Source organism: Desulfamplus magnetovallimortis, assembly GCF_900170035.1.
Lineage (GTDB): Bacteria > Desulfobacterota > Desulfobacteria > Desulfobacterales > Desulfobacteraceae > Desulfamplus > Desulfamplus magnetovallimortis.
Genome location: NZ_LT828548.1, coordinates 1 through 20301, shown reverse-complemented (window position 1 = coordinate 20301; position 20301 = coordinate 1). Strand labels below are relative to the sequence as shown.

At 40.7% G+C, this 20301-nt stretch carries 12 protein-coding genes and 1 pseudogene; 5 read left to right on the top strand and 8 right to left on the bottom strand.

Features of this window, described 5'->3' with window-relative positions; all coding sequences use genetic code 11:
• Position 1: 1 nt before the first annotated feature.
• On the bottom strand, positions 2 to 193 hold the full coding sequence (locus MTBBW1_RS15175) for a hypothetical protein (RefSeq protein WP_080804622.1): 192 nt from the start codon (positions 191 to 193) through the stop codon (positions 2 to 4).
• A gap of 17 nt (positions 194 to 210) precedes the next feature.
• A complete protein-coding gene (locus MTBBW1_RS15170; protein WP_186441345.1) occupies positions 211 to 2478 on the bottom strand; it encodes an HD domain-containing protein in 2268 nt (755 codons plus the stop codon).
• A 413-nt stretch (positions 2479 to 2891) separates the two neighbouring features.
• On the opposite strand from MTBBW1_RS15170, the gene MTBBW1_RS15165 reads away from it, so the two are divergent.
• The gene (locus MTBBW1_RS15165; RefSeq protein ID WP_080804620.1) at positions 2892 to 6023 is read left to right on the top strand and encodes an NAD-glutamate dehydrogenase domain-containing protein; all 3132 of its coding nucleotides are present in this window, start codon (positions 2892 to 2894) and stop codon (positions 6021 to 6023) included.
• A 190-nt stretch (positions 6024 to 6213) separates the two neighbouring features.
• On the opposite strand, the gene MTBBW1_RS15160 is transcribed toward MTBBW1_RS15165, so the two are convergent.
• Positions 6214 to 7938: a methyl-accepting chemotaxis protein gene (locus MTBBW1_RS15160; protein WP_080804619.1), complete on the bottom strand. Its 1725-nt coding sequence runs from the start codon at positions 7936 to 7938 to the stop codon at positions 6214 to 6216.
• Between the two features lie 833 nt (positions 7939 to 8771).
• Here MTBBW1_RS15160 and ercA point away from each other — a divergent pair.
• A pseudogene (ercA, locus tag MTBBW1_RS30525) lies at positions 8772 to 9953 on the top strand (alcohol dehydrogenase-like regulatory protein ErcA).
• The gene (locus tag MTBBW1_RS15140) at positions 9937 to 11622 is read left to right on the top strand and encodes a hybrid sensor histidine kinase/response regulator (protein ID WP_080804616.1); all 1686 of its coding nucleotides are present in this window, start codon (positions 9937 to 9939) and stop codon (positions 11620 to 11622) included. Before ercA ends, MTBBW1_RS15140 begins: the two are co-directional and overlap by 17 nt.
• A gap of 22 nt (positions 11623 to 11644) precedes the next feature.
• Here MTBBW1_RS15140 and MTBBW1_RS15135 read toward each other — a convergent pair whose 3' ends face one another.
• The 5 genes from MTBBW1_RS15135 to MTBBW1_RS15110 all read right to left on the bottom strand — a co-directional run bounded on the left by MTBBW1_RS15135 (position 11645) and on the right by MTBBW1_RS15110 (position 16917).
• On the bottom strand, positions 11645 to 11998 hold the full coding sequence (locus MTBBW1_RS15135) for a hypothetical protein (RefSeq protein ID WP_080804615.1): 354 nt from the start codon (positions 11996 to 11998) through the stop codon (positions 11645 to 11647).
• A 30-nt stretch (positions 11999 to 12028) separates the two neighbouring features.
• Complete coding sequence (locus MTBBW1_RS15130) at positions 12029 to 13063, bottom strand: SPFH domain-containing protein (RefSeq protein WP_245809414.1); 1035 nt, start codon at positions 13061 to 13063, stop codon at positions 12029 to 12031.
• Positions 13064 to 13203: 140 nt separating this feature from the next.
• Complete coding sequence (locus MTBBW1_RS15125) at positions 13204 to 13656, bottom strand: NfeD family protein (protein WP_080804614.1); 453 nt, start codon at positions 13654 to 13656, stop codon at positions 13204 to 13206.
• A gap of 454 nt (positions 13657 to 14110) precedes the next feature.
• Positions 14111 to 15991 carry a 4Fe-4S binding protein gene (locus MTBBW1_RS29610; protein WP_245809413.1) on the bottom strand — a complete coding sequence of 627 codons (1881 nt, stop codon included), beginning with the start codon at positions 15989 to 15991 and terminating at the stop codon, positions 14111 to 14113.
• A complete protein-coding gene (locus tag MTBBW1_RS15110) occupies positions 15988 to 16917 on the bottom strand; it encodes a DUF362 domain-containing protein (protein WP_080804613.1) in 930 nt (309 codons plus the stop codon). The genes MTBBW1_RS29610 and MTBBW1_RS15110 overlap by 4 nt, the downstream gene beginning before the upstream one ends.
• Before the next feature lie 328 nt (positions 16918 to 17245).
• Here MTBBW1_RS15110 and tilS point away from each other — a divergent pair, with 328 nt between their 5' ends.
• Entirely contained in the window at positions 17246 to 18367 is a 1122-nt protein-coding gene (gene tilS, locus MTBBW1_RS15105) for a tRNA lysidine(34) synthetase TilS (RefSeq protein WP_080804612.1), read from the top strand.
• Positions 18368 to 18417: 50 nt separating this feature from the next.
• Entirely contained in the window at positions 18418 to 19407 is a 990-nt protein-coding gene (locus MTBBW1_RS15100; protein WP_080804611.1) for a homocysteine S-methyltransferase family protein, read from the top strand.
• Positions 19408 to 20301 lie beyond the last annotated feature (894 nt).

Sequence of the window (20301 nt, the reverse complement as noted above, 5' to 3'; positions counted from 1 at the left end):
TTTACCATACAAACTTCAGGGGCAATCTAAGAAGGTTGTCCCTACATTTCGTCACGAAAACATCAGTAATATAATGTTTTAAATCATCCGATACGATCTTTTCCTGATTGCCAAGAATGAGTTCATGCAAAAATTCAATCTTTTCATCGACAGTTAAGCCATCAATCTTTTCTTCCATAACGGGATTACCCATAATTTTGCCTCCGTATCCTAAAAGTTTAGGAAGGAATTATTAAAAAGAGTTTTCCCATACTCAACAATCTCCACCGTATAATTTGCATTTTCAAAGCATGAAAAAAAAGTTCGGGACTGCTCAAAACTGTGAAAACTTACCTTTACCGAAATATCTTTTCTCATTTTGGACTCCTTAATGCTGTGGATATGTCCGGCATGTGATATTTTGGATAGAAGTTCCATAACAAGACGTAAAGAGATCTTTTTAATCAAAATATGGAATATAAGATCACGCTTCCATGAAGTTTTTAAGTCCCATGTAACATCTACAATTTTATCTTCAGAAAAGCCCCTTCTCTCCTTGTACTTTTCACAGTGGGAACGATGAAGTGAAACTCCATTGATGCTTAACAGCCCCACACACAACCCCATTCCCGGCAGAGGGTTACAGCATTGTGAGAATTTATGGACATCTCTCTCAATTTCAGAAAGGGATAGAAGAAATCTTTTTGTTTCCCCCCCTGAAGAGGTTGATCTGCTTTTTTTCATCCTGGGGTGTATCTCTGCAATTTCCCACAGAACCTCGCCAGGCATAAGCCGGAACTGACCAATACTTGTAAAGAACTGCTCCAGGTTCTCAATTCCCTTGTATGTCAAAAAATCTGAAAGCGCACTGCTTTTAAAAAGCTGATCATCCAGACCATAACGATCCATTGCCTGTGTCATGATATCCCTGCCAATGTTTCGGGAATAGAGATCTCTTTTTTTCTGCAATTTTTTATTAACAGCACTCCTTGCCTTGGGAGTCCTGCATTTTCCCTCAATATCCGCTGTTATTTCGCTTGAACGGTTAGAGGTAAATATCTCCACCTCATCCCCATCATCGAGAATAAATGCCGGAGTTACCTTCTGCTTGTTAACCATGGCATATCGACAGCGATCTCCAAGGGTTGTATGTACCTTGTAGGCAAAATCAAGAACAATGCTGCCTTCCGGCAGGTAATGAATATCTCCCTGGGGGGTATAGACAAATACCTTGTCATCCTCAATCAACTGACCGATCATGTCTTTTCTTGTTACAGGTGAGCCTTCATACTCTGCAATACTTTTGAGAATTTCCATTAGAACCTTACGGTATTCATGGATCTGATCCCTGTCATCCCAATGAAGAAGCAATCCTCTCCTTGCAACCCTCTCCATCTCAGAGGTTCGGATCTTGATAAGATAACGCTTATCCTTGTATGTAATTCTTACATGAAGGCTTCTGTACCCATTTATTTTGGGGTTGGCAATGTAGTCACGGATACTTTTAGGTACAGGAGAAAAAATTGTGTTGATTACTCCCAGAGTACTATAACAGTGCAGCTTATCAGAGCTTTCAATTATAACTGTAAAATCAACAAGGTTTTCAGCAGTATGAATATCAAGGGTCTTTTTTCTTGAAGAGTAGAATGCATAAAGGTTCTTAAGCCGACCTGTTACACTGACATCAAATGGTAATATCTGACAAGCCCTGTATATCTGTGCCCTTATCTCTGCAATTTCACCGGATGCTTCAAAATTCTTCAATATGCTAAGGAGGCGTTTGCTTTTTTTGGGAAATCTGTGACGCAATGCAAGTTCAAACAATCTACGTTTGATAGAAAAAAGCCCCAATTTTTCAGCAAGTGGGGCATACACTTCTATGGTTTCCTGGGCAATTCTCTGCCTTTTGTGCTCTTTCAAAAAACCTATAGTCTGCATGTTGTGGATTCTGTCTGCAATTTTAATAAGCAGTATCTCAGGATTTCGGCTTGCCATGCTGATAAGCTTCTGATAGGTCATATCCTTATTAATACTCTGATCAAGGCTCATCATTTTAAGCTTGGTACAACCATCCACAAAATTGGCAACATTTTTTCCAAAACGCTTTTCAATGCTGCCAGGAGTAAGAGAAATTACATCTTCAACAATGTCATGCAGAAGTGTGGCGGCAATAAGTTCAGGGTCTTTTAGCCCCATATCACCTGCAATAATTTCAGCCACTGCAATGGGATGATTGATATATGGTTCCCCTGATTTTCTGACCTGACCTGCATGGTGTTCATAGGCAAACTTCAATGCCCTGAATATTAAATTATCACTGCCATCACTGCTTTTCCGGCAACACATTTCAATCAGATGGCTGTAATTTTCCAGGGGAAGCTGTTCTCCAATCTCTTTAAGCAACAGTTGTTGATTATCTTTGGCAGATTTGTTTTCATCATCTGCATGTTGCTGCATATCTTTGACAAAAAAATCGTTATCTCTTATATGTTCTTCCACAACTATCATTCCTTCAAAGGAGAATTCCCAATGTTTTTAAATTATTGACCTTTTATTAAGTCATACATGAATGATTAACATTAAAAAATCAAGTGTAAAGTATAAAACCCCCTGCTGATAAAATTAACATTGCAGATAGAAATAAACAGTTGAAAAAAAAGAGTTTATCCCTTATACCCAACTTCAGTATTTAGGCAGAGTTATACTCTCAAATTCGACATCTTATTGCTTTTTTCTAGTTACTGAATTTGTCTGAATCAAGATAACCAGGATAAAAAAGATTTTCAGGATAGATAATCCTGCCTTATCCTGTTAATCTTGGGAATCCTGATTCAGACAGTATTGACAAGGCTCAAGAGGTTGTAGGTGTCGATTTTGAGTATATTATATTTCTCAATTATTTAGGAGCATATATGGAAATCCCCAGTGACAATTATCCTGAAATATCGCAATCAGGCCATATCATAAACAAGGCCCATAACCTTAATCTTGATACCAGAATCCTGTACGAGGCAGTTATTGATCTTGCCTCGGAGGGGCTTATAACGGCAAGCTGCATCAACATGGCCGCCGGTATCCTTTTAGATGATCTTGGGCTTCCAAACTATTTTTTTGAAAACATTAAAAAGGATTCCCTTAAACACATTCTCTCCTCCATTGCCACCAGCATGCGTTTTAAAAATGGCAAGGTAACTCTCTACGGACTTGTGGCTGACATTGATTTCAATCTGGAACACCAAAATGATGTCCAGAGGGTTCGCATAGCAACCGAAGAGACAAAAGACAAGATGGAAGCCATTCTGGCAAACCTTATTTCAGGCCACCGCAGAGAATATTATTACAGTCCTAAAAGCAACTATTACACATACATAATAAGACCGGAGACTGTTCAGGATTATACAAAGCAGGCTTTTGAAAAATCAAGATTTCTCTTTAACCTTGCAGGAGATTACAAAGCAACACCTGAGCCCACAAGACGAAGATATGAAAACTTTCTGAAATCCTGCGAAAAATCGGTTATACCTCTGATTGAATCCTTTAACCTGCCTGCCACAGGCGAAACCCGTCTTCTGTTTAACAGCGACTTTCCAACTCCCCAGTTGCCGGTGTTCAGAAAGCTTTTTGAGGATCACGGCCTGATTCTTAACAGAGCATACTGGGAGCCATACTCTGCAAAATCATCAGTGCCCTCGTCAATATGCTCACTCTATGCTGCAGGGGAGCTCTCCATCAAAAAGGAGGCTCTTCTTGTAAATGATCTTTGTGACTATCTCTCATTCCGTGTAAGTGATATCACAGAGCTGTATGTACAAGGAGCGCTCACTTTCAAGGAGATGCTTTTTGCCGGAAATGCAGTTGATTTTGTACATATGTTTATATACAAGGAAAGTGAAAACGTAACAGACAGAGAAATAATGGAGAGTCTCTCCAATGATGATTACAAGGATGCCTTTGCAGCAAGGGTTCACACCTCAAACAAATCAACCTATGTTGCAGAGATCATAATGGATACTGCAAAAAAACATCCTGATCTTATAAAATATCTGTTTGAAATTTTTGATAACAGATTCAACCCCTCTGTAACCAACAGAATGGATGCGGAACAGCTTGAGGAAAAAGGAAAGGCATTTAACAAACTCATCTCCGGCCGTTTCATGGAAAACAAGCTCAAATATGACATCTTCAAATTCATGTATCGTTTTGTCTCATGCACACTGAAGACAAATTTTTACAAGCCTGAAAAAAGATCATATGCTTTCCGTTTTGACAACTCCATACTTGATCCCCTTGTATTTAGCCAGTCTGTTTACGGTATCTTTTATGTGAACGGCCATTACGCCTGCGGAACACACATGAGGGCAGGAGATATATCAAGGGGCGGTTTGAGACTGATCAGGGTAACCCCATCCAACCATGCCGCAGAGCTTGACAATGCAGTACTTCTCAATTATGCCCTTGGCCCAAAGGCACAAAGACTGAAACACAAAGATATCTGTGAAAGCGGCTCCAAGGGAGTTGTGGTTCCCCATGCCGATTATGCAGGAACATACAGCCTTGAAGCCCTTTACGACTACACAGAAGGTATCATGGATCTTATGCTTGGCCATGAGAGTATCATCGACTACTATGGCCTGCCTGAAAAGATATTTTTTGGCCCTGATGAAGGAACTGCCCCTCTTATGGATTCCATATCCTGGCATGCAAGGGAAAGAGGTTATAAATACTGGAGAACAATTACAACTGGCAAAAGCTTTGGTATTCCCCACGATACATATGGCATGTTTGAAAATGGCGATGTTTTTGGCCTTTTTGACAGAGGAGATGAAGGGACAGATCTCCAGATAAACGGAAAATCAGTGGTTGTCACCACTGACATGGAGAAAATATTTGAAAAAACAGGAAAAAACATTGAAAAAAGCGGCATGACCACAACTTGCGTCATGAGCTCATTCAGAACCATGATTACCCATTACAACTCAAAGGAAGAGAGCCTTAATCTCATGATGACAGGCGGGCCTGATGGAGATCTTGGAGCAAATGAAATTCAGTGCTACAAAGGAAAAATCTGCCTTATTATTGACGGAGGCTCAATTCTGTTTGATCCTGACGGACTTGACAAAAAAGAGCTTATGAAAATCGCCTTCATGCGTCACACATCCCCAAGGGCAAACTCCCTTGCATTTCCTGTTGATAAACTTGGCTCTGATGGATTCATGGTTCCTTTAAGTGCAAAGGAGATAACCCTGCCAGATGGCACCTTTGTTGAAAACGGAGCAATGTTCCATCGTAATTTCCTCACAGATCCTTCAAGCCGCAAGTTTGTAAGCAAGGCCAATATTGAAGCTTTTATTCCATGTGGTGGATTCAAGGACACCATAAACCATTCCAATGTACATGCATTTTTGCAAAATTTTCAGGAATTAAAATTCATTGTTGAAGGTGCCAATGTCTTTTTTGATGATGCATCAAGGCGCCATATTGCAACATCTACAAACATAAAGCAGATAAAAGACTCATCTGCCAACAAAGGTGGTGTATTCAGCAGCTCCATTGCCGAGGTTCTGACTGCATTTCTGCTTGGTGAGGATTATGAGGAAAAACTGCTAAAAGATGTTCCGACAAAATGGGCATTGACAAGGGATATCATGCTTCTTGTTGACAAATATTCGTCCCTTGAAACAGGAATGCTGATAAAAATACATGAAGTCACCTCCATACCTTTGTTTGAACTTTCGGAAAAGACAAGCGAACAGATTTTTGCACTCCAGTCAATCTGTGAGGAGAATCTGACGGATATTCTTATGGATGACGCCCTTGTATGGAAGATTATGGAGAACTATATCCCTAACATTCTGATTACAAAACTTGGAAAAGATGCCATCATGAAAACCCTTAATTCAGAAGAGATAGTGGCATACAGGGATGCCATAATCACCAAAAAGCTCTCATCAATGGCTTTTTACAAATATGGAATGGAGTGGGAAGGATTCATGGAAAAAGTGTCTAACAATTTTTCTTCTGCTGTTGCTGAAGTTGTTGGGTAAATACTCAAAATCAACATCTTATTGCTTTTTCAGAAGTTATTGCAGTTGTCTGAACCAGGATAACCAGGATGGATAGGATGCTCAGGATAGATAATCCTGCCTTATCCTGTTAATCTTGGGAATCCTGATTCAGACAGTGTTGACAAGGCTTACAAAAACATAGGTGTGGACTTTGAGTATTATATTCATGCTATTCAATGATAAATCTCTTTACAATCTGGTTTAACTGCTCTGACATCTCCTTGAGTTCAACTGAGTTGATTCTTATCTGGCTGCTGTTGTTGTTGAGCTCTTCTGATGCCATGCTGACTTCAGCAATGTCATGTGAAATGGTATTGGATACCTGTGAGCTTTGACTGACATTTTCATTCACTTCCTGTATTCCTAAGGAGAGCTGCTCAATATTTATGGATATCTCCTGTGTTGCTGCGGTCTGCTGCGTTATTGCTGCGGCAATGGTTGAGACAAGCTCTTTGACCGTGTTTATGACATCAACAACTTCGTTTATGGATTTTCTGGTGGCAGTTGAGGCATTCTGAACACTGTCAATCTGTTCCTTTATATTAAGTGTTGCACTTGCAGTCTGTTGTGCCAGCGCCTTTATTTCATTGGCAACCACCGCAAACCCCTTGCCTGCCTCTCCAGCTCTTGCGGCTTCAATGGTTGCATTCAGAGCCAACAGATTGGTCTGCTCCGATATTTCAGTTATTGTCTCTGTTATTTTGCCAATTGAAGCGGCTGCCTTTTCAAGCATTTCCATGTTACCACCGGCAGTCATGGTTTTTTGTGATGCTTTTTCCGCGGTTGAACTGGCATTTTCCGCATTAACTGCAATCTCATTTATTGTGGCATTCATCTCTTCAGAAGCAGATGCCACAATATTTGTATTATTGGAAGATTGCTCCATGGCAGATGCCACGCTGCTTAAATTGCTGCTCATCTCTTCTGCGGCTGTGGCAACATTTTCCGCCCTGGAAGATGTGTTTTCCGCCCCCATTGCCATCTCTTCTGCAATGGAAATAAGGGTTTCTGATGCTTTGTCAACATTGCGTGATTCCAATGCAAGCTGCTTTATGATCCCTTGAAGTTTTTCAATAAAAAGGTTAAACCAGTGACTAAGCTCTCCCAGTTCATCCTTTGATTTTATAGGAATTCTTTTTGTAAGATCCCCTGCTCCACTGGCAATGTCCTTGAAACTCTCTGTAATACTTTTTAGTGAACCTGATATCCCGAATACAATGAAAAGGCACAATGCTGTAATGGCAATGAAAATAATCAGACAAATTATAAACATTTTAAGCAATAACCGATTACTGTTGCTGGTTATTTCCCTGGACATTGAACCTGTATATTCATCAATGTTGTCAAGATAAACGCCTGTTCCAATCCAGTATTGTGTTCCTGGTATCATTATGGCATAACTTATTTTAGGAGTATCCCCACTTCCTGGTTTTGGCCATATGTAATTGACATATCCGCCCCCATTTTCGGCCTGTTTCCACAACTCCTTAATAACCTTAACACCATTTTTATCTGTTATATGCCCAAGATCTTTGCCTACATTCTGGGGTGAAACCGGAAAAGCTATATTTGTTGTTTTTTTATAGACAAAAAAATAACCAGACTTATCTTTTTCATATATAATATTTTTTACCTCTTTTCTTATAAGTTCGCCTTTCTCTGTTTCGCTTTCAATATCATTGAGGAGAGTTCCAAGCGCCATTGCCATGGAAAAAGATGCAAGCTTTACTCTCTCCTTCTGATCTTCAAGCATGATATGGGAAGTTTTTGCAATTGCCAGATCCCTTGTTTGCCCGTTTGTATATATACTAAACATGATCATAGTTATAAAAAGAATAAGTGTACATAAGATCATTACATATATACGGCTTTTAATGGAAATTCTATTCAGCATATTATTCTCCTTATTGTTATTTACTATTAAAAAAATATGGAATTTTTGGCATCCTTCATATCATGCAGAAAGTACTTTACACTTTCCGGAATAGACTACCAAAAAAACTGGCATTGTGTTCAGAAAAATGTAACCTGGCAAATGAAAGATGGCAAATTTTTATGCGAAAAATAATACTTTTTTGTTTTTGAGGGGTGGCTGCATCGCAGCTATAAAACCTATAGATTTCCAGAAAATAATTTTGAAATTTCAACTCTGGAGAGGGCAGCCAGACAGGGTTGCCCCCTACAGTGCTTGCCAATTTTGTTATCTGGAAAACAAGAACTTAGCGCCCTGCGGGCGGGCTTCTTTGTTCCCAAAAATGGAAATTCCTATTCTATTAAATTAAAATCTTAACTAACCAAGGGGAGTGTTTTTTTGAGTTTAATAAAACATAGTAATTGAATTGATATTTTGCGTTCTTCCCAAAATTCATGGAAAAGATTAAAAGATATGATATATATTATATATAAATCAATAATTGACAATATGCAATATCTAATATCCTCAAATACAAAAAAAGTAATAAGATGTCGACAGGCTGTTACGGAACTAAAATCCTGTCATGAAGAGGTGGCCGGAGGAGAGTTTTCGAAGAGGGGGCAGCAGATAAAGTTTCGCAACAATTTTCGCCGGATATTTTAAAAAGGATATATTCAGTAAAAGGTCATGGCTGCCATCCAGTCACCCCTTAATATTGAAAATTGTATCCATTTCCACGCTAAAATAGTCAAAGATGCTGTTTTTGAAACTGATAATTTTCTGTCAACTGATGCTGTTAATTCGCACAAGTGATGGCGTTAATAGGAGGTGCCATGGAGTCAAGTATAGATGAACTCAGAAAATTTGTTGTTCCTGAATTTATAATAGGGAGAAAGGCACTGCAAACTGTAGGTGAATATGTTGAAAGTTTTGGCATAAATAAAGTCCTCATAGTAACAGATAATGGTGTGCTCTCTGCAGGCTGGGCAGATAAAGTCAATGCCTCATTGAAATCACGTGGCATTAAAACAGTTGTTTTTAATAATGTCTCTCCAAATCCCAGAGACCATGAAGTGATGGCAGGCAGAGAACTCTTTTTGGATGAAAGATGCGATCTTATTGTTGCTGTAGGAGGTGGAAGTCCCATGGATTGTGCCAAGGGAATTGGAATTGTCTCCTCAAATCAGGGTCATATCCTGGATTTTGAGGGGGTTGATAAGGTTCCGGTTCCAGGTCCTCCTCTGGTATGTATTCCCACAACTGCCGGAACTGCAGCAGATATTTCCCAGTTTGCAATTATCAGTGATTCAAAGTGTCGTGTAAAAAGAGCTATCATAAGTAAAACAATGGTGCCGGATCTTGCACTTATTGACCCTGAAACCACAGTTACCATGTCACCTGAACTTACGGCAGAAACAGGTATGGATGCACTTGTTCATGCATTTGAGGCATATGTCTCCAATGCAGCATCACCTGTTACTGATCTCAATGCACTTAAAGCGGTCTCCCTTATAAACAACAACCTTTAAGGGGCGTTTCTGGAACCAACTAACATGAAATACCGTTACAATATGATGCTTGCAAGCCTTCTTGCAGGACTTGCCTTCTCAAATGCAAGCCTTGGCATTGTCCATGCAATGGCTCACAGTCTCGGTGGCGGATTTGATCTTGCACATGGAGTGTGCAATGCCATCCTGCTGGAGGGAGCTGTGGATTACAACTATCCGCATGCCCAAAAAAAATATGATGAGCTTGCCGCAGCAATGGGGGTTGACATATCCTGTAAAACAGACAATATAAAACAACTTCTGTTGGATAGATTAAAGGATTTAAGGATAAAACTCGGGATTACCACTAAACTCTCCGGTATGGGGATAAAGAGTCATAATGTCCCCGGTCTTTCTCGTTTTGTCCTTGCAGATCCATGTATTCTTACCAATCCGGTTATGCCGACTCAAAATGATATAGAGAGGCTGTATGAAAGACTACTCTGACCAGGAGATTCGTCAAAAAGAGTTGAGAAGCATGATTGTCGGCCTTGGAAAAGGTTCTTTACGAAAGAGTTATTTTCCTCAGCTTCAGGAGCAGATAAAGGCCCTTCGACTTGCAAAGGAGAAAGCTGAGGAGAATGAGAAAAAATTTTCCCTGATTTTTGACAGCACAAGTGACGGCATTCTCCTTGTATCCCCTGACAATGGTGCTGTTTATCTGTGCAACAGAACTGCCTGTCATATGTTTGCCTACAGTTCAGAGGAGATGACATCTTGCATGATAGCAGACCTGTTTACAGAATCTGAAAATGAAAATGACAATTTACTGGAAAAACTGATATCCAATTCAGAAAGCTATAGAAGTGCTCTGCGCCATATTCCCATGAAAACATCAAAAGGGAGTATCATATATTGTGACATTAATACATCTTTTGTGGAGATAGATGCCAACAGATATCTATTGATTCTCTTCAGGGATGTTACAGAACTTGCAAGGATTGAGAAAGAGAACAAAGAAGTCCAGGCAAGACTTTTTCAGGCCCAGAAAATGGAAGCCATAGGCACCCTTGCAGGCGGCATTGCCCACGATTTTAATAATATTCTCTCCGGTATTTTTGGATATTCAAGACTTACAGAAAACTGTATTAAAGAAAACAACCATAAAAAATCTCTCTACTACGTGGAGCAGATTCAAAAAAGTGCCCAAAAGGCAACCGACCTTATTTATCAGATATTGACTTTTACCAGAATGTCAAATCCTGAAAAACATCCACTCAAGCTATCATTGGCCGTAAAAGAGACCTTAAAGCTGCTTCGTCCCATTATTCCTGCAACAATTGAGATCAAAAGTAAAATTGAGTCAAGTGCCAGAATCATGGCAGATCCCACAAAAATTCATCAGCTTCTCATGAACTTCTGCACCAATGCATACCATGCAATGCAGGAAAAAGGAGGAATTCTTTATGTGACATTAAAAGAGATTGACTGTACATTTGAAAACTGCATTAAAGACCTTGACATAAAGCCTGGAAAATATCTGGAACTCAAAGTCCAGGACACAGGCAAAGGGATGGATAAGAGCATTGTGGAGAAGATATTTGACCCCTATTTCACAACAAAGGAAGAGGGAGAAGGAACAGGCCTTGGACTTGCCATTGCTCTTGTTGTAATAGAGGAACACAACGGTTTTATAAAAGTTGATAGCGAGCCAGGCAAAGGAAGTTGTTTTCAGGTATATTTTCCTGTGCTGGATAAAAAAAGCCCTTCAGTTGTCATCAACAGAAAAGAGACGCTTCAGGAGTGCGGCACTGAAACAATAATGCTTGTTGATGATGAAGAAACCATACTTGATGTTACAGGAAGAATTCTTAAAAAATATGGATATACAGTGGTCTCTTTTATTGACAGTAGTGATGCACTTGATGCATTCAAAAGTGATCCTGATAAATTTGATCTGGTAATCACAGACATGACCATGCCGGGAATGGAGGGGAATAAGCTTGCAGCAGCAATACTTAAAATCCGGCCGGAAATGCCCATTATTATATGCACAGGATACAGCGACAGGATTTCCGAGGAGGCAGCTCTTAGCATGGGAATCAGAAAATATGTGGAAAAACCTGTTATCACAAACAATCTTGCCCTTCTTATTAGAGAAGTGCTGAAAAAATGACTCCCCAAAAATTGTTTGCAGTTTATTTTACTATTCGAAGTTTTCGTTTTTCCCGTCGCCACCTGTCAAATGCATCAAGATGGTCAAGCAGGTCAAGGCATTCCACCCTCATCCATTTTACATGCCAGATATTTGATGGGGCAAGAGACTCCGAAAACCTGTGGAATATGCTGCCTTGACCACATGGATCAAGGCAACTTAGCAAGTTCACAATTTTTTCTGCGGTTGTAAAATAGTCTCTTATATCAAGGGGGCATGAAACTGTTCTGTGTATCAGTTTTTTCAATTCACGATAAGCCTCGGGATGTCGATTTACAGCTTTTTCCGTCAAATGCAGTGCATCTTCCCATTGCTTGTTTATGTCATAAAATTTCAACACTGATATTCCCTCTTCATCATCTGTCAGCTATCCCCGCCGATGGTCAGGCTGTGGCCAATCCTTGGGCTCAACGGCACTCTGACCGTGAAAACCACCGGCGGCATTACCCTGTCCAGTTTCCCTTCCTATCTTTTGTTCATGGCCAAGAACAGACATGGCTGTTGCCACAATACCTGCGATATCCCCCATATTGGAAGGTATGATCATTGTGTTGGTGCTTTTTGCAAGCTTGCCAAATTCCGCAATATACTTTTCAGCAACTCTTAGATTTGCTGCTGTTTCTCCTCCGGAAAACGTAAGTGCCTGTGCAATTTTCTCAATACCTTCTGCTGTTGCATGAGCTACAAGTTCAATCTCCTTTGCCTGGCCTTCTGCTTCATTTATCCGTTTCTGTTTTTCTCCTTCAGATACTTCAATGGCCTCCTGTTTCAAACCTTCAGCACGGTTGATACGAGCCTGTCTGTCACCTTCAGATGTTGCAATTGCTGCTCTTTTTTCCCGCTCTGCACGCATCTGCTTCTCCATTGCATCCATGACAGTTCGGGGCGGTGTTATATCTTTTATCTCATATCTGAGAACCTTGACACCCCAGTTTTCTGCTGCTTCATCAATGGCAGCCACCACCTGCTGGTTTAATGTCTCCCTCTCTTCAAAGGTCTTATCAAGAACTATGCGACCAATTACAGATCGAAGAGATGTCTGTGCAAGCTGAGAGGCAGCTTTTTTATAGTTGTCAATACCATATGCAGAGAGCTTGCTGTCAATGACCTGTATATATAATACTCCATCCACTGCCACTGAGACATTGTCTTTGGTAATACACTCCTGAGATGCAATATCAAGAACCTCTTCTTTCAGTGATCGCTTGTATGCAACTTTATCAAAAAAAGGAATGAGGATATGAAACCCTGCTCCAAGGGTTTTGGTATATTTACCAAGACTTTCTATTATAAATTCCGAGCGTTGTGGTACAACAATGGCAGTTTTGAGTAATACAAAAATCACCATCACGGCAATTACGCCACCAATAACCAATGAATTTGTCATAAATGAACCTGTCATTGCACTCTCCCTTAAAAAACTGTTGTTTATTAGACATCCTCCATTTGAACCCAAAAGCACTTTACACTTTTTTGTAAGAGATTCCCGCAACTCAAAATTTTCTCTCCGGAAAGTGTAAAACGGGAAATGAAGCTTGCCGTTTATTCGAGGGGCTTTACCATAAAGGTAAGGCCATCTTCCGAAGCCTTGTTCACAATTACCACAGTTTCTCCTTCATTAATTTCAGTTTCTGAAGATGCTCTCCAGAAACTGCCTGCAAACTTGATTTCCCCTGTTAAAGAAGGAGTGATTTTTTTTGTGACAACTGCATTTTTGCCAACTCTGGAGTCTGCATAGTTGTCATTCATGCTGTTATGGACATCGCCCTTCAACAGTTTTATGCCAAGTTTTCTCAAGGAAAAAAGAAGCAACAGTGATGATATGATAAAAATCCATGTCTGGATTGTTATACTGATATCAAGCAGCCATGCCGCAATGGAAGCAATAAAGCTGCCAAAAGCAAAAAAAATGACAACAAATCCCGGCAATAACATTTCAATAACCATAAAGGCGATACCTGCAAAAAACCAGGCCAGTGGAGATGATATTTCCATTTATTTCCTTTTTTTGTATTCATTAATTAATTTGTTGGCATCCTTCATCTGAAGGATGAAAAAACAGAAGCTTTCCACTGTGGAGGATTTATCTTAGCATTTTTTCCACGACCCGGAAACGGAAAATGAATCCATATGAAGAATCAGTATTTACTCAAAATCTACATCTTATTGCTTTTTCAGAAGTTCTTGCATTTGTCTGAATCAGGATAACCAGGATTTACAGGATGCTCAGGATTTTTATCCTGTAAATCATTATCATCCTGGGCATCCTGATTCAGACAATATTGACAAGGCTCAAGAGGTTATAGGTGTCGATTTTGAGTAGATATAATCCTGCTTTATCTTTGTTAATCTTGGGATTCCTGATTCAGACAGTATTGACAAGGCTTACAAAATCATAGGTGTTGACTTTGAGTATTTATGGTGAATGCCCTATTTATTCTGAGCTCCCTTAGAATGGGAAATCCTCATTACCATCCATCTTTTGTTCCAATATCTTTTCAACAGGTTTTTCTGCAACCCTGTGCACCGGATTTCCGTCAATATATATTGCTCTGTATGGTTTTGTGGGGCATGCGTGTTCGCATCCTCCGCATCCCACGCATATGGATTCATTAATCTTGGGTATTACGAGTTTCCGCCCTTTTGCATTGTGGTATGGTACCATATGAACTGCCTTTGTGGGACAATGCTCTGAGCAAGCGCCACAATTGGTATTATCGGTATATACCACACAGTTCTCCTTGATGAATTTTGCCACACCTATCTGTGTAAGCTTCTTTTTTTCTTTTGAAATGGGCAGGATTGCCCCACTGGGACACACTTCTGTGCAGGCAGTACATTCATAGTTGCAGTGACCGGATTGAAAATTCATGTGGGGTTGCGTCAATCCTGATATACCATAAGTTAAAAATGATGGCACCAATATACCCGATGGACAGATGGAAACACAGAGGTGACATGCCGTGCATGTGGATGTAAAATGGCCTATGCTGACAGAACCAGGAGGAGAGACAGGGCTAGTTCTTTTTTCCGGAATGGTTGTTGGCCGGCTCTGGAGAAGCTGACCGGTTGACTCGGCATACACTTTTCCGACAGTCATTTCCATAAATCCAGTGGGCATACCCATAAGTCCAGTAGGCATACTCATAAATCCAGAAGTCATGGCCATAAGTCCAGAAGTCATGCCCATATGTCCAGTGGGCACACCAATACATCCAAGGGTCATGCCAAGAATGAACTCCCTGCGTCTGGGTTTTGGAATCTCTTGCCGATTATGCTGCTGAAGCTCTTGTCGATTATGCTGCTGAAGCTCTTGTCGATTATGCTGCTGAAGCTCTTGCCGGTTATGATGCTGAAGCTGTCGCCGGTTACGCTGCTGAAGCTCTCGCCGGTTATGCTGCTGCCAGTGATTTTTTATCTGCAATGCATTGGATGGACAGACGGCAAGGCAGTTGTAGCAGGCCACGCAGCGACTTATGTCAATACTTTTTGTTGTAAGATCAATACAGCCAGCCTTACAGACCCACTGACACTGTCTGCAATCAATGCAGGAGCTGCTTTCAATTTGAATCCGTAAAAGTGATATTTTTGCAAAAAGCCCCAAAAGTGTCCCAACAGGACAGATGGAGTTACAGTAAAGGCGTCCATGACGTGCACTCAACCATCCCACAAGCGCAAGTACCGCCAATGAGATAGCCACAGCTATCAAAATTCCCATGGATACAGGTGCAACTCTTTGCCATTGTACCTGATAGAGAATGTTGCTGCCTAAATACTCTGCCAGATGGGCAATAAGGTTATTTGCGGCAAGCAGAAGTGGACGCACTATGTTTGTAAAAATTCTGCCGAAATTGCTGAATGGGTCAAGAAAGTTGAGCAAAAGGCCGCTTCCCGCTATAAAAAATAGAGCTGTCAGAGAAAAAACTCCATAGCGGAGCATGGTTTGCGGCCTGGTAAAAGTGAATCTTTGGCGCTTTTGTTTTTTTCCCTGGCCTGTTATTCTTGTTCGGGTCATACGGCTTATAATATCCTGTAGTGTTCCCAATGGGCAGACAGTGGAGCAGTATATGCGACCGAACAGAAGTGTGAAGCTTAGAACCAAAATGAATCCTGCTGCTCCAATTGCAGCATGGTTCAAAAAATTGAGCATTGATGGCACAAACTGAAGATAAAGCACCTCACCGGCAATGGCTCTTGTCCCCATAGCCCTGAAATCCAGGAATATGAAAGCGGTCAGCATAAAGAAAACAACGGCAATGACCATGCGCAGGGTTTTCAGATAGCGAAGTTTCATTACAGTTTTATCAATATTAAGGTCAAATTTGTTCAAAGTTTGATCCTGTTTATTGACAGCTCTTTCAGATTCATCTGCCCAAGTTTCATTTCAGAAGCGATTTTGATATGGCGGATATCAGCAGGCTCCAAACCAAAAAGTTTTGCAGCAGCCGAATCCGCTGCAAGAAAATCTGTTGAAACAACCTGGGCTTTCATTGCCACCACATCGTTCACAGATACTCCTCTGGGGCCATTTCGTTTCATGACGTTATATGCGTCCACCACTGTGAGGTCAGGTTTTCGAAAGGATGCAAAATCGGCAATACACTGGTGTAGATCGTTCCTGTGCCAGTACCTTCTGTCCCAGACAACACCCATGAGATTTTTCATGCCGATGGTGACCATGGAAGAGCTGTGCTGTTTGAGAACCGGCACATTTATAAAGACATCTGCCTCTAAAAGAGCTTCATGTACCATGGTTTCAGTAAGCCGTTTTCCCATGGGCACTGAAATTTTCTGATAGTAGCCCTCGCTGTCACCAGAGATAATTTTTCCGCCAGCTTCTTTAACAGCCTTTTCAATGCCGCTGTTTTTATAACATTGCCGCCAGTTGTCGCAGGTGTGATCAAACACAGAGACCTCCTTTGCTCCTGCGGTAATGCAATGCTCGACAATGCGCCCCACAAGCTTGGGATGGGTGTTACCAGCCCTTTCCGGCGGTACATCCCAGCCGATATTTGGCTTAACCAGGACACGGCTTCCCTTGGGCACGAAATTCTGCATTCCCCCGAGGGAGGCAATGGCACTGTCAAACATCAGATCCGGCTCTCCACCTTTGACGGCCACAAGATCCCAGGCAGACTTGCTCTCCTTTGAAGCTGCCCAAAGTTTGCCAACTTCTGAAAAATCTGTAAATGCCAGGGTTGAACCTGCTGCAATCCCGCTGCCAATTGCTTTTTTCAGAAAATCTCGACGATCCATAGTATCCTCCTTATATTGAACTTATTCTCGTAACTCATGAATTAAACGGTCATGGCTGCCATCCAGCCACCCCCGAATATGGAAATTTGTATCTATTTCCACGGTAAAAAAACGTGACATTTAAAAACTCAGGAGTTGTAAGATGCTTTAAATATTGTTAAAGTGTTTTTTCAATGATTTCAATAAAAACGAAAAAATTAACCTCTTCACCATTTTTCTGAAGCAGGTCAAGAGATAAAAGAGTGCTTTAAGGGATGAAAAAAAAAACAGCTCAGGAAAGTCTTCATGCTTTATCAGCAGCGCCTTAGCATCAGTTGAAAAATATGGAATGCTCTTCCAAAACGATCATATACTTGTGGCTCTCTCAGGGGGGCCTGACTCCGTGGCTCTGCTCCTTCTCCTGCTTGAACTTCAGAATTTATATGAACTCACCCTGGGAATTGCCCACATAAACCACAAGCTCAGGGGAGAAGAGTCAGACAGGGATGAAGCCTTTGTACGTGAACTTGCCCGCCGGTATAATATCCCCTGCCATGTTTCAATAACAGATGTTCCTGCAATGGCAAAAGCTGAAAAAAGATCATTTGAAGAGACTGCCAGAAATGTTCGTTATGCATTTTACAAAGATCTTGCAAAAACCCACGGTTATCAATGCATAGCACTTGGTCACAACAGTGATGACAATGCTGAGCTTGTATTGATGAATCTTCTAAGGGGAAGTGGTACAAAGGGACTTGCAGGAATACCGCCCACTCGCCCATTAAATCAGCCTTCCAAAACAGATATCTCCTGTTTACCATGCATAAAAAGAGCGTCCAGAGATTATATTACCATTGTTCGCCCAATGATTGAAATATCCAGAAAGGAGATAATGGAGTGGCTTGATTTAAAAAACCAGCCTTTTGTGCTCGACAGTTCAAACAGTGATAAAAGCTACCTCAGAAACAGAATAAGACACTCTCTTATTCCCCATCTTGAACAGGAATATAATCCATCTGTAAAAGATTCCTTAAACCGATTAAGCCAGATATTGATGGATGAGGATTCATGGATGAGTATGGAGACAGAGAAAATTTTCAAATCAGCATCTTTCACAATAAGCAACTCAGATGCACATGTAATTTCAGGGTCAGAATCTTTAAGGATGGACAATAATGAAGAGCATGAAAAAGAGGTCTGCCTGCCACGCAAAATTTTCAGTAAAATTCCCAAAGCACTTGCAAGGCGACTTGCAAGACGATCCATTGAAGAGGTAAAAGGCAATTTAAAAACTATAAGTATGGGGCATATTGAAGATATTATATCCTTAATTTATTCAGGGAATCAGGGTAAATTCCTTGATCTTCCGGGAAGAATCCGTATGATCAGATCCCGTGATGCAATATGCTTCAGGCAGGAATCTCGACCATTGAGGGAGCTTGGAAGGGAAAAATGTAAATTAAGGCAATAAAGATAAAAACTTGTACACATTTCCACGGTAAAAAAATAAAGGAACTATCCATGAATATTCTGGACAGGGTAAAAGAAAAAGGATTGATTTTTGACGGAGCAATGGGCTCCATGCTTATGCAGGCAGGACTAAAAGGGGGCAAAGCCTCCGAAATATGGAACATTGAAAAGCCTGAAGAAATTCAAAAGATTCACAGTGCCTATTTTGATGCAGGTGCTGATGTTGCCACCATAAATACGTTTGGTGCTTCAGCCTTTAAACTCATGAGAATGGGTGTAATAAAAGAGCTGGAACAGGATGAAACCGTAAAAAAGATAAACAGTGCTGCTGTTAAAATTGCCTGTGAAGCAGCATTAGAGTATAATCATAATAATAGCAAATGTGTTAGTGTTAGTAGTAGTAATGGCAGTGGTGGTGGTAACATCAGTGCATCAAGAAAATATGTGGCAGGTGACATAGGCCCCCTTGGTGAAATGCTTCAACCAGCAGGAGTGCTCTCTTTTGAAGAGGCTGTTGCGCATTTTGAAAGACAGGCAAGGTACATAGTACAAAGCGCAGAAGAAAGTGATTCATTTGCTGGCGTAGATTGCTTTATTGCAGAGACCTTTTTTGATTTAAATGAAGTTCTTGCGGCCATCAAGGGCATTAGGAAGATCTCATCTCTGCCCATCTTTGCCACCATGACATTCCAGAAAAAACCCAGCGGATTTTTTACAATAATGGGCAACAAACCTGTTGAGAGCATGAAAAAAATGCTGGACGCAGGTGCATCGGTTGTGGGAGCAAACTGTTCCATTGCAAGTGATACCATGATTGACCTTGCCCATGTAATAAGGGATGGAATTGATGCTCCCATGATCATACAACCCAATGCAGGAGCACCATCCACCATTGGAGAGTCAATTGTCTATCCTGAAACTCCAGAATTTTTCTGCGAAAATATTAAAAAACTTAAAGATATAGGTGTAAATGTAGTTGGAGGGTGCTGTGGTACAACTCCAGATTTTATACGAAAAATATCGCAAATGATTCATTCTTAATTTAATAGTATAGGAATTTCCATTTTTATCATGCAAAAGCAGTTAGTTATGGAAAAGCCCGCCCGAAGGGCGCTCAGTTCAAGCTTCTTATGAATCAGGGTATTTGGGATTAACAGGATAAGGCAGTATTATTTATCCTGATTATCACTTTTATCCTGATTACTCAAAATCGACACCTATGATCTTGTAAGGCTTGTCAACACTGTCTGAATCAGGATTCCCAAGATTAACAAGATAAGGCAGGATTATCTATCCTGAGCATCCTATCCATCCTGGTTATCCTGGTTCAGACAACTGCAATAACTTCTAAAAAAGCAATAAGATGTCGATTTTGAGTGATTAAGTCAAATGCCAGACAAATCCCAAAAGCCTACCAAGGTATCGAACATACATTCCAGCTTTCCCGCAATAGTACCATAATTACACATTCCCCTTAGACATAATAAGCCTAATAACACAAATAATAGATGCCAATGGCGTCACTATAAACAAGAATTTCGTCAATCGTCCATCCTTGCCGATGAGTATCGATGAGAGCTGCATGAAAGCTGTAACGCAAAAAAAGATACCAAAGCTGATATTCACAGCGATTTCAGGCATCTCCGACATTTTACTGGCTGCAAAAAGCACAATGAAGTAACAGAGCCGCTGCCAGAAAAGTCTGCTGCTTGAGTGCAAGAAAAAAACTCGTAAGGCCAATGATGACAGACAGGGATGTCACTAGATTGGGGATGTTGAGATATTCAAGGGGGGGGAAATAATCGTTTCATTTTCATTTTTCCTTATTCATCTATTTTTGAACTGGATGGCGTAAACCAATTTTTTTTGTGTCCTTGTTTGCTCCATGAGTTTTTGGGTTCACTATCCCAATCTGACTTCCGACTTTGGTCTATA

Excerpts from the sequence above, each read along its gene's own strand:
- MTBBW1_RS15110 (WP_080804613.1), bottom strand. The coding sequence starts at position 16,917 with ATGGATCGTCGAGATTTTCTGAAAAAAGCAATTGGCAGCGGGATTGCA.
- MTBBW1_RS15160 (WP_080804619.1), bottom strand. The coding sequence starts at position 7,938 with ATGCTGAATAGAATTTCCATTAAAAGCCGTATATATGTAATGATCTTA.
- MTBBW1_RS15140 (WP_080804616.1), top strand. The coding sequence starts at position 9,937 with ATGAAAGACTACTCTGACCAGGAGATTCGTCAAAAAGAGTTGAGAAGC.
- MTBBW1_RS15100 (WP_080804611.1), top strand. The coding sequence starts at position 18,418 with ATGAATATTCTGGACAGGGTAAAAGAAAAAGGATTGATTTTTGACGGA.
- tilS (WP_080804612.1), top strand. The coding sequence starts at position 17,246 with ATGCTCTTCCAAAACGATCATATACTTGTGGCTCTCTCAGGGGGGCCT.
- MTBBW1_RS15130 (WP_245809414.1), bottom strand. The coding sequence starts at position 13,063 with ATGACAGGTTCATTTATGACAAATTCATTGGTTATTGGTGGCGTAATT.
- MTBBW1_RS15165 (WP_080804620.1), top strand. The coding sequence starts at position 2,892 with ATGGAAATCCCCAGTGACAATTATCCTGAAATATCGCAATCAGGCCAT.
- MTBBW1_RS15125 (WP_080804614.1), bottom strand. The coding sequence starts at position 13,656 with ATGGAAATATCATCTCCACTGGCCTGGTTTTTTGCAGGTATCGCCTTT.
- MTBBW1_RS15175 (WP_080804622.1), bottom strand. The coding sequence starts at position 193 with ATGGGTAATCCCGTTATGGAAGAAAAGATTGATGGCTTAACTGTCGAT.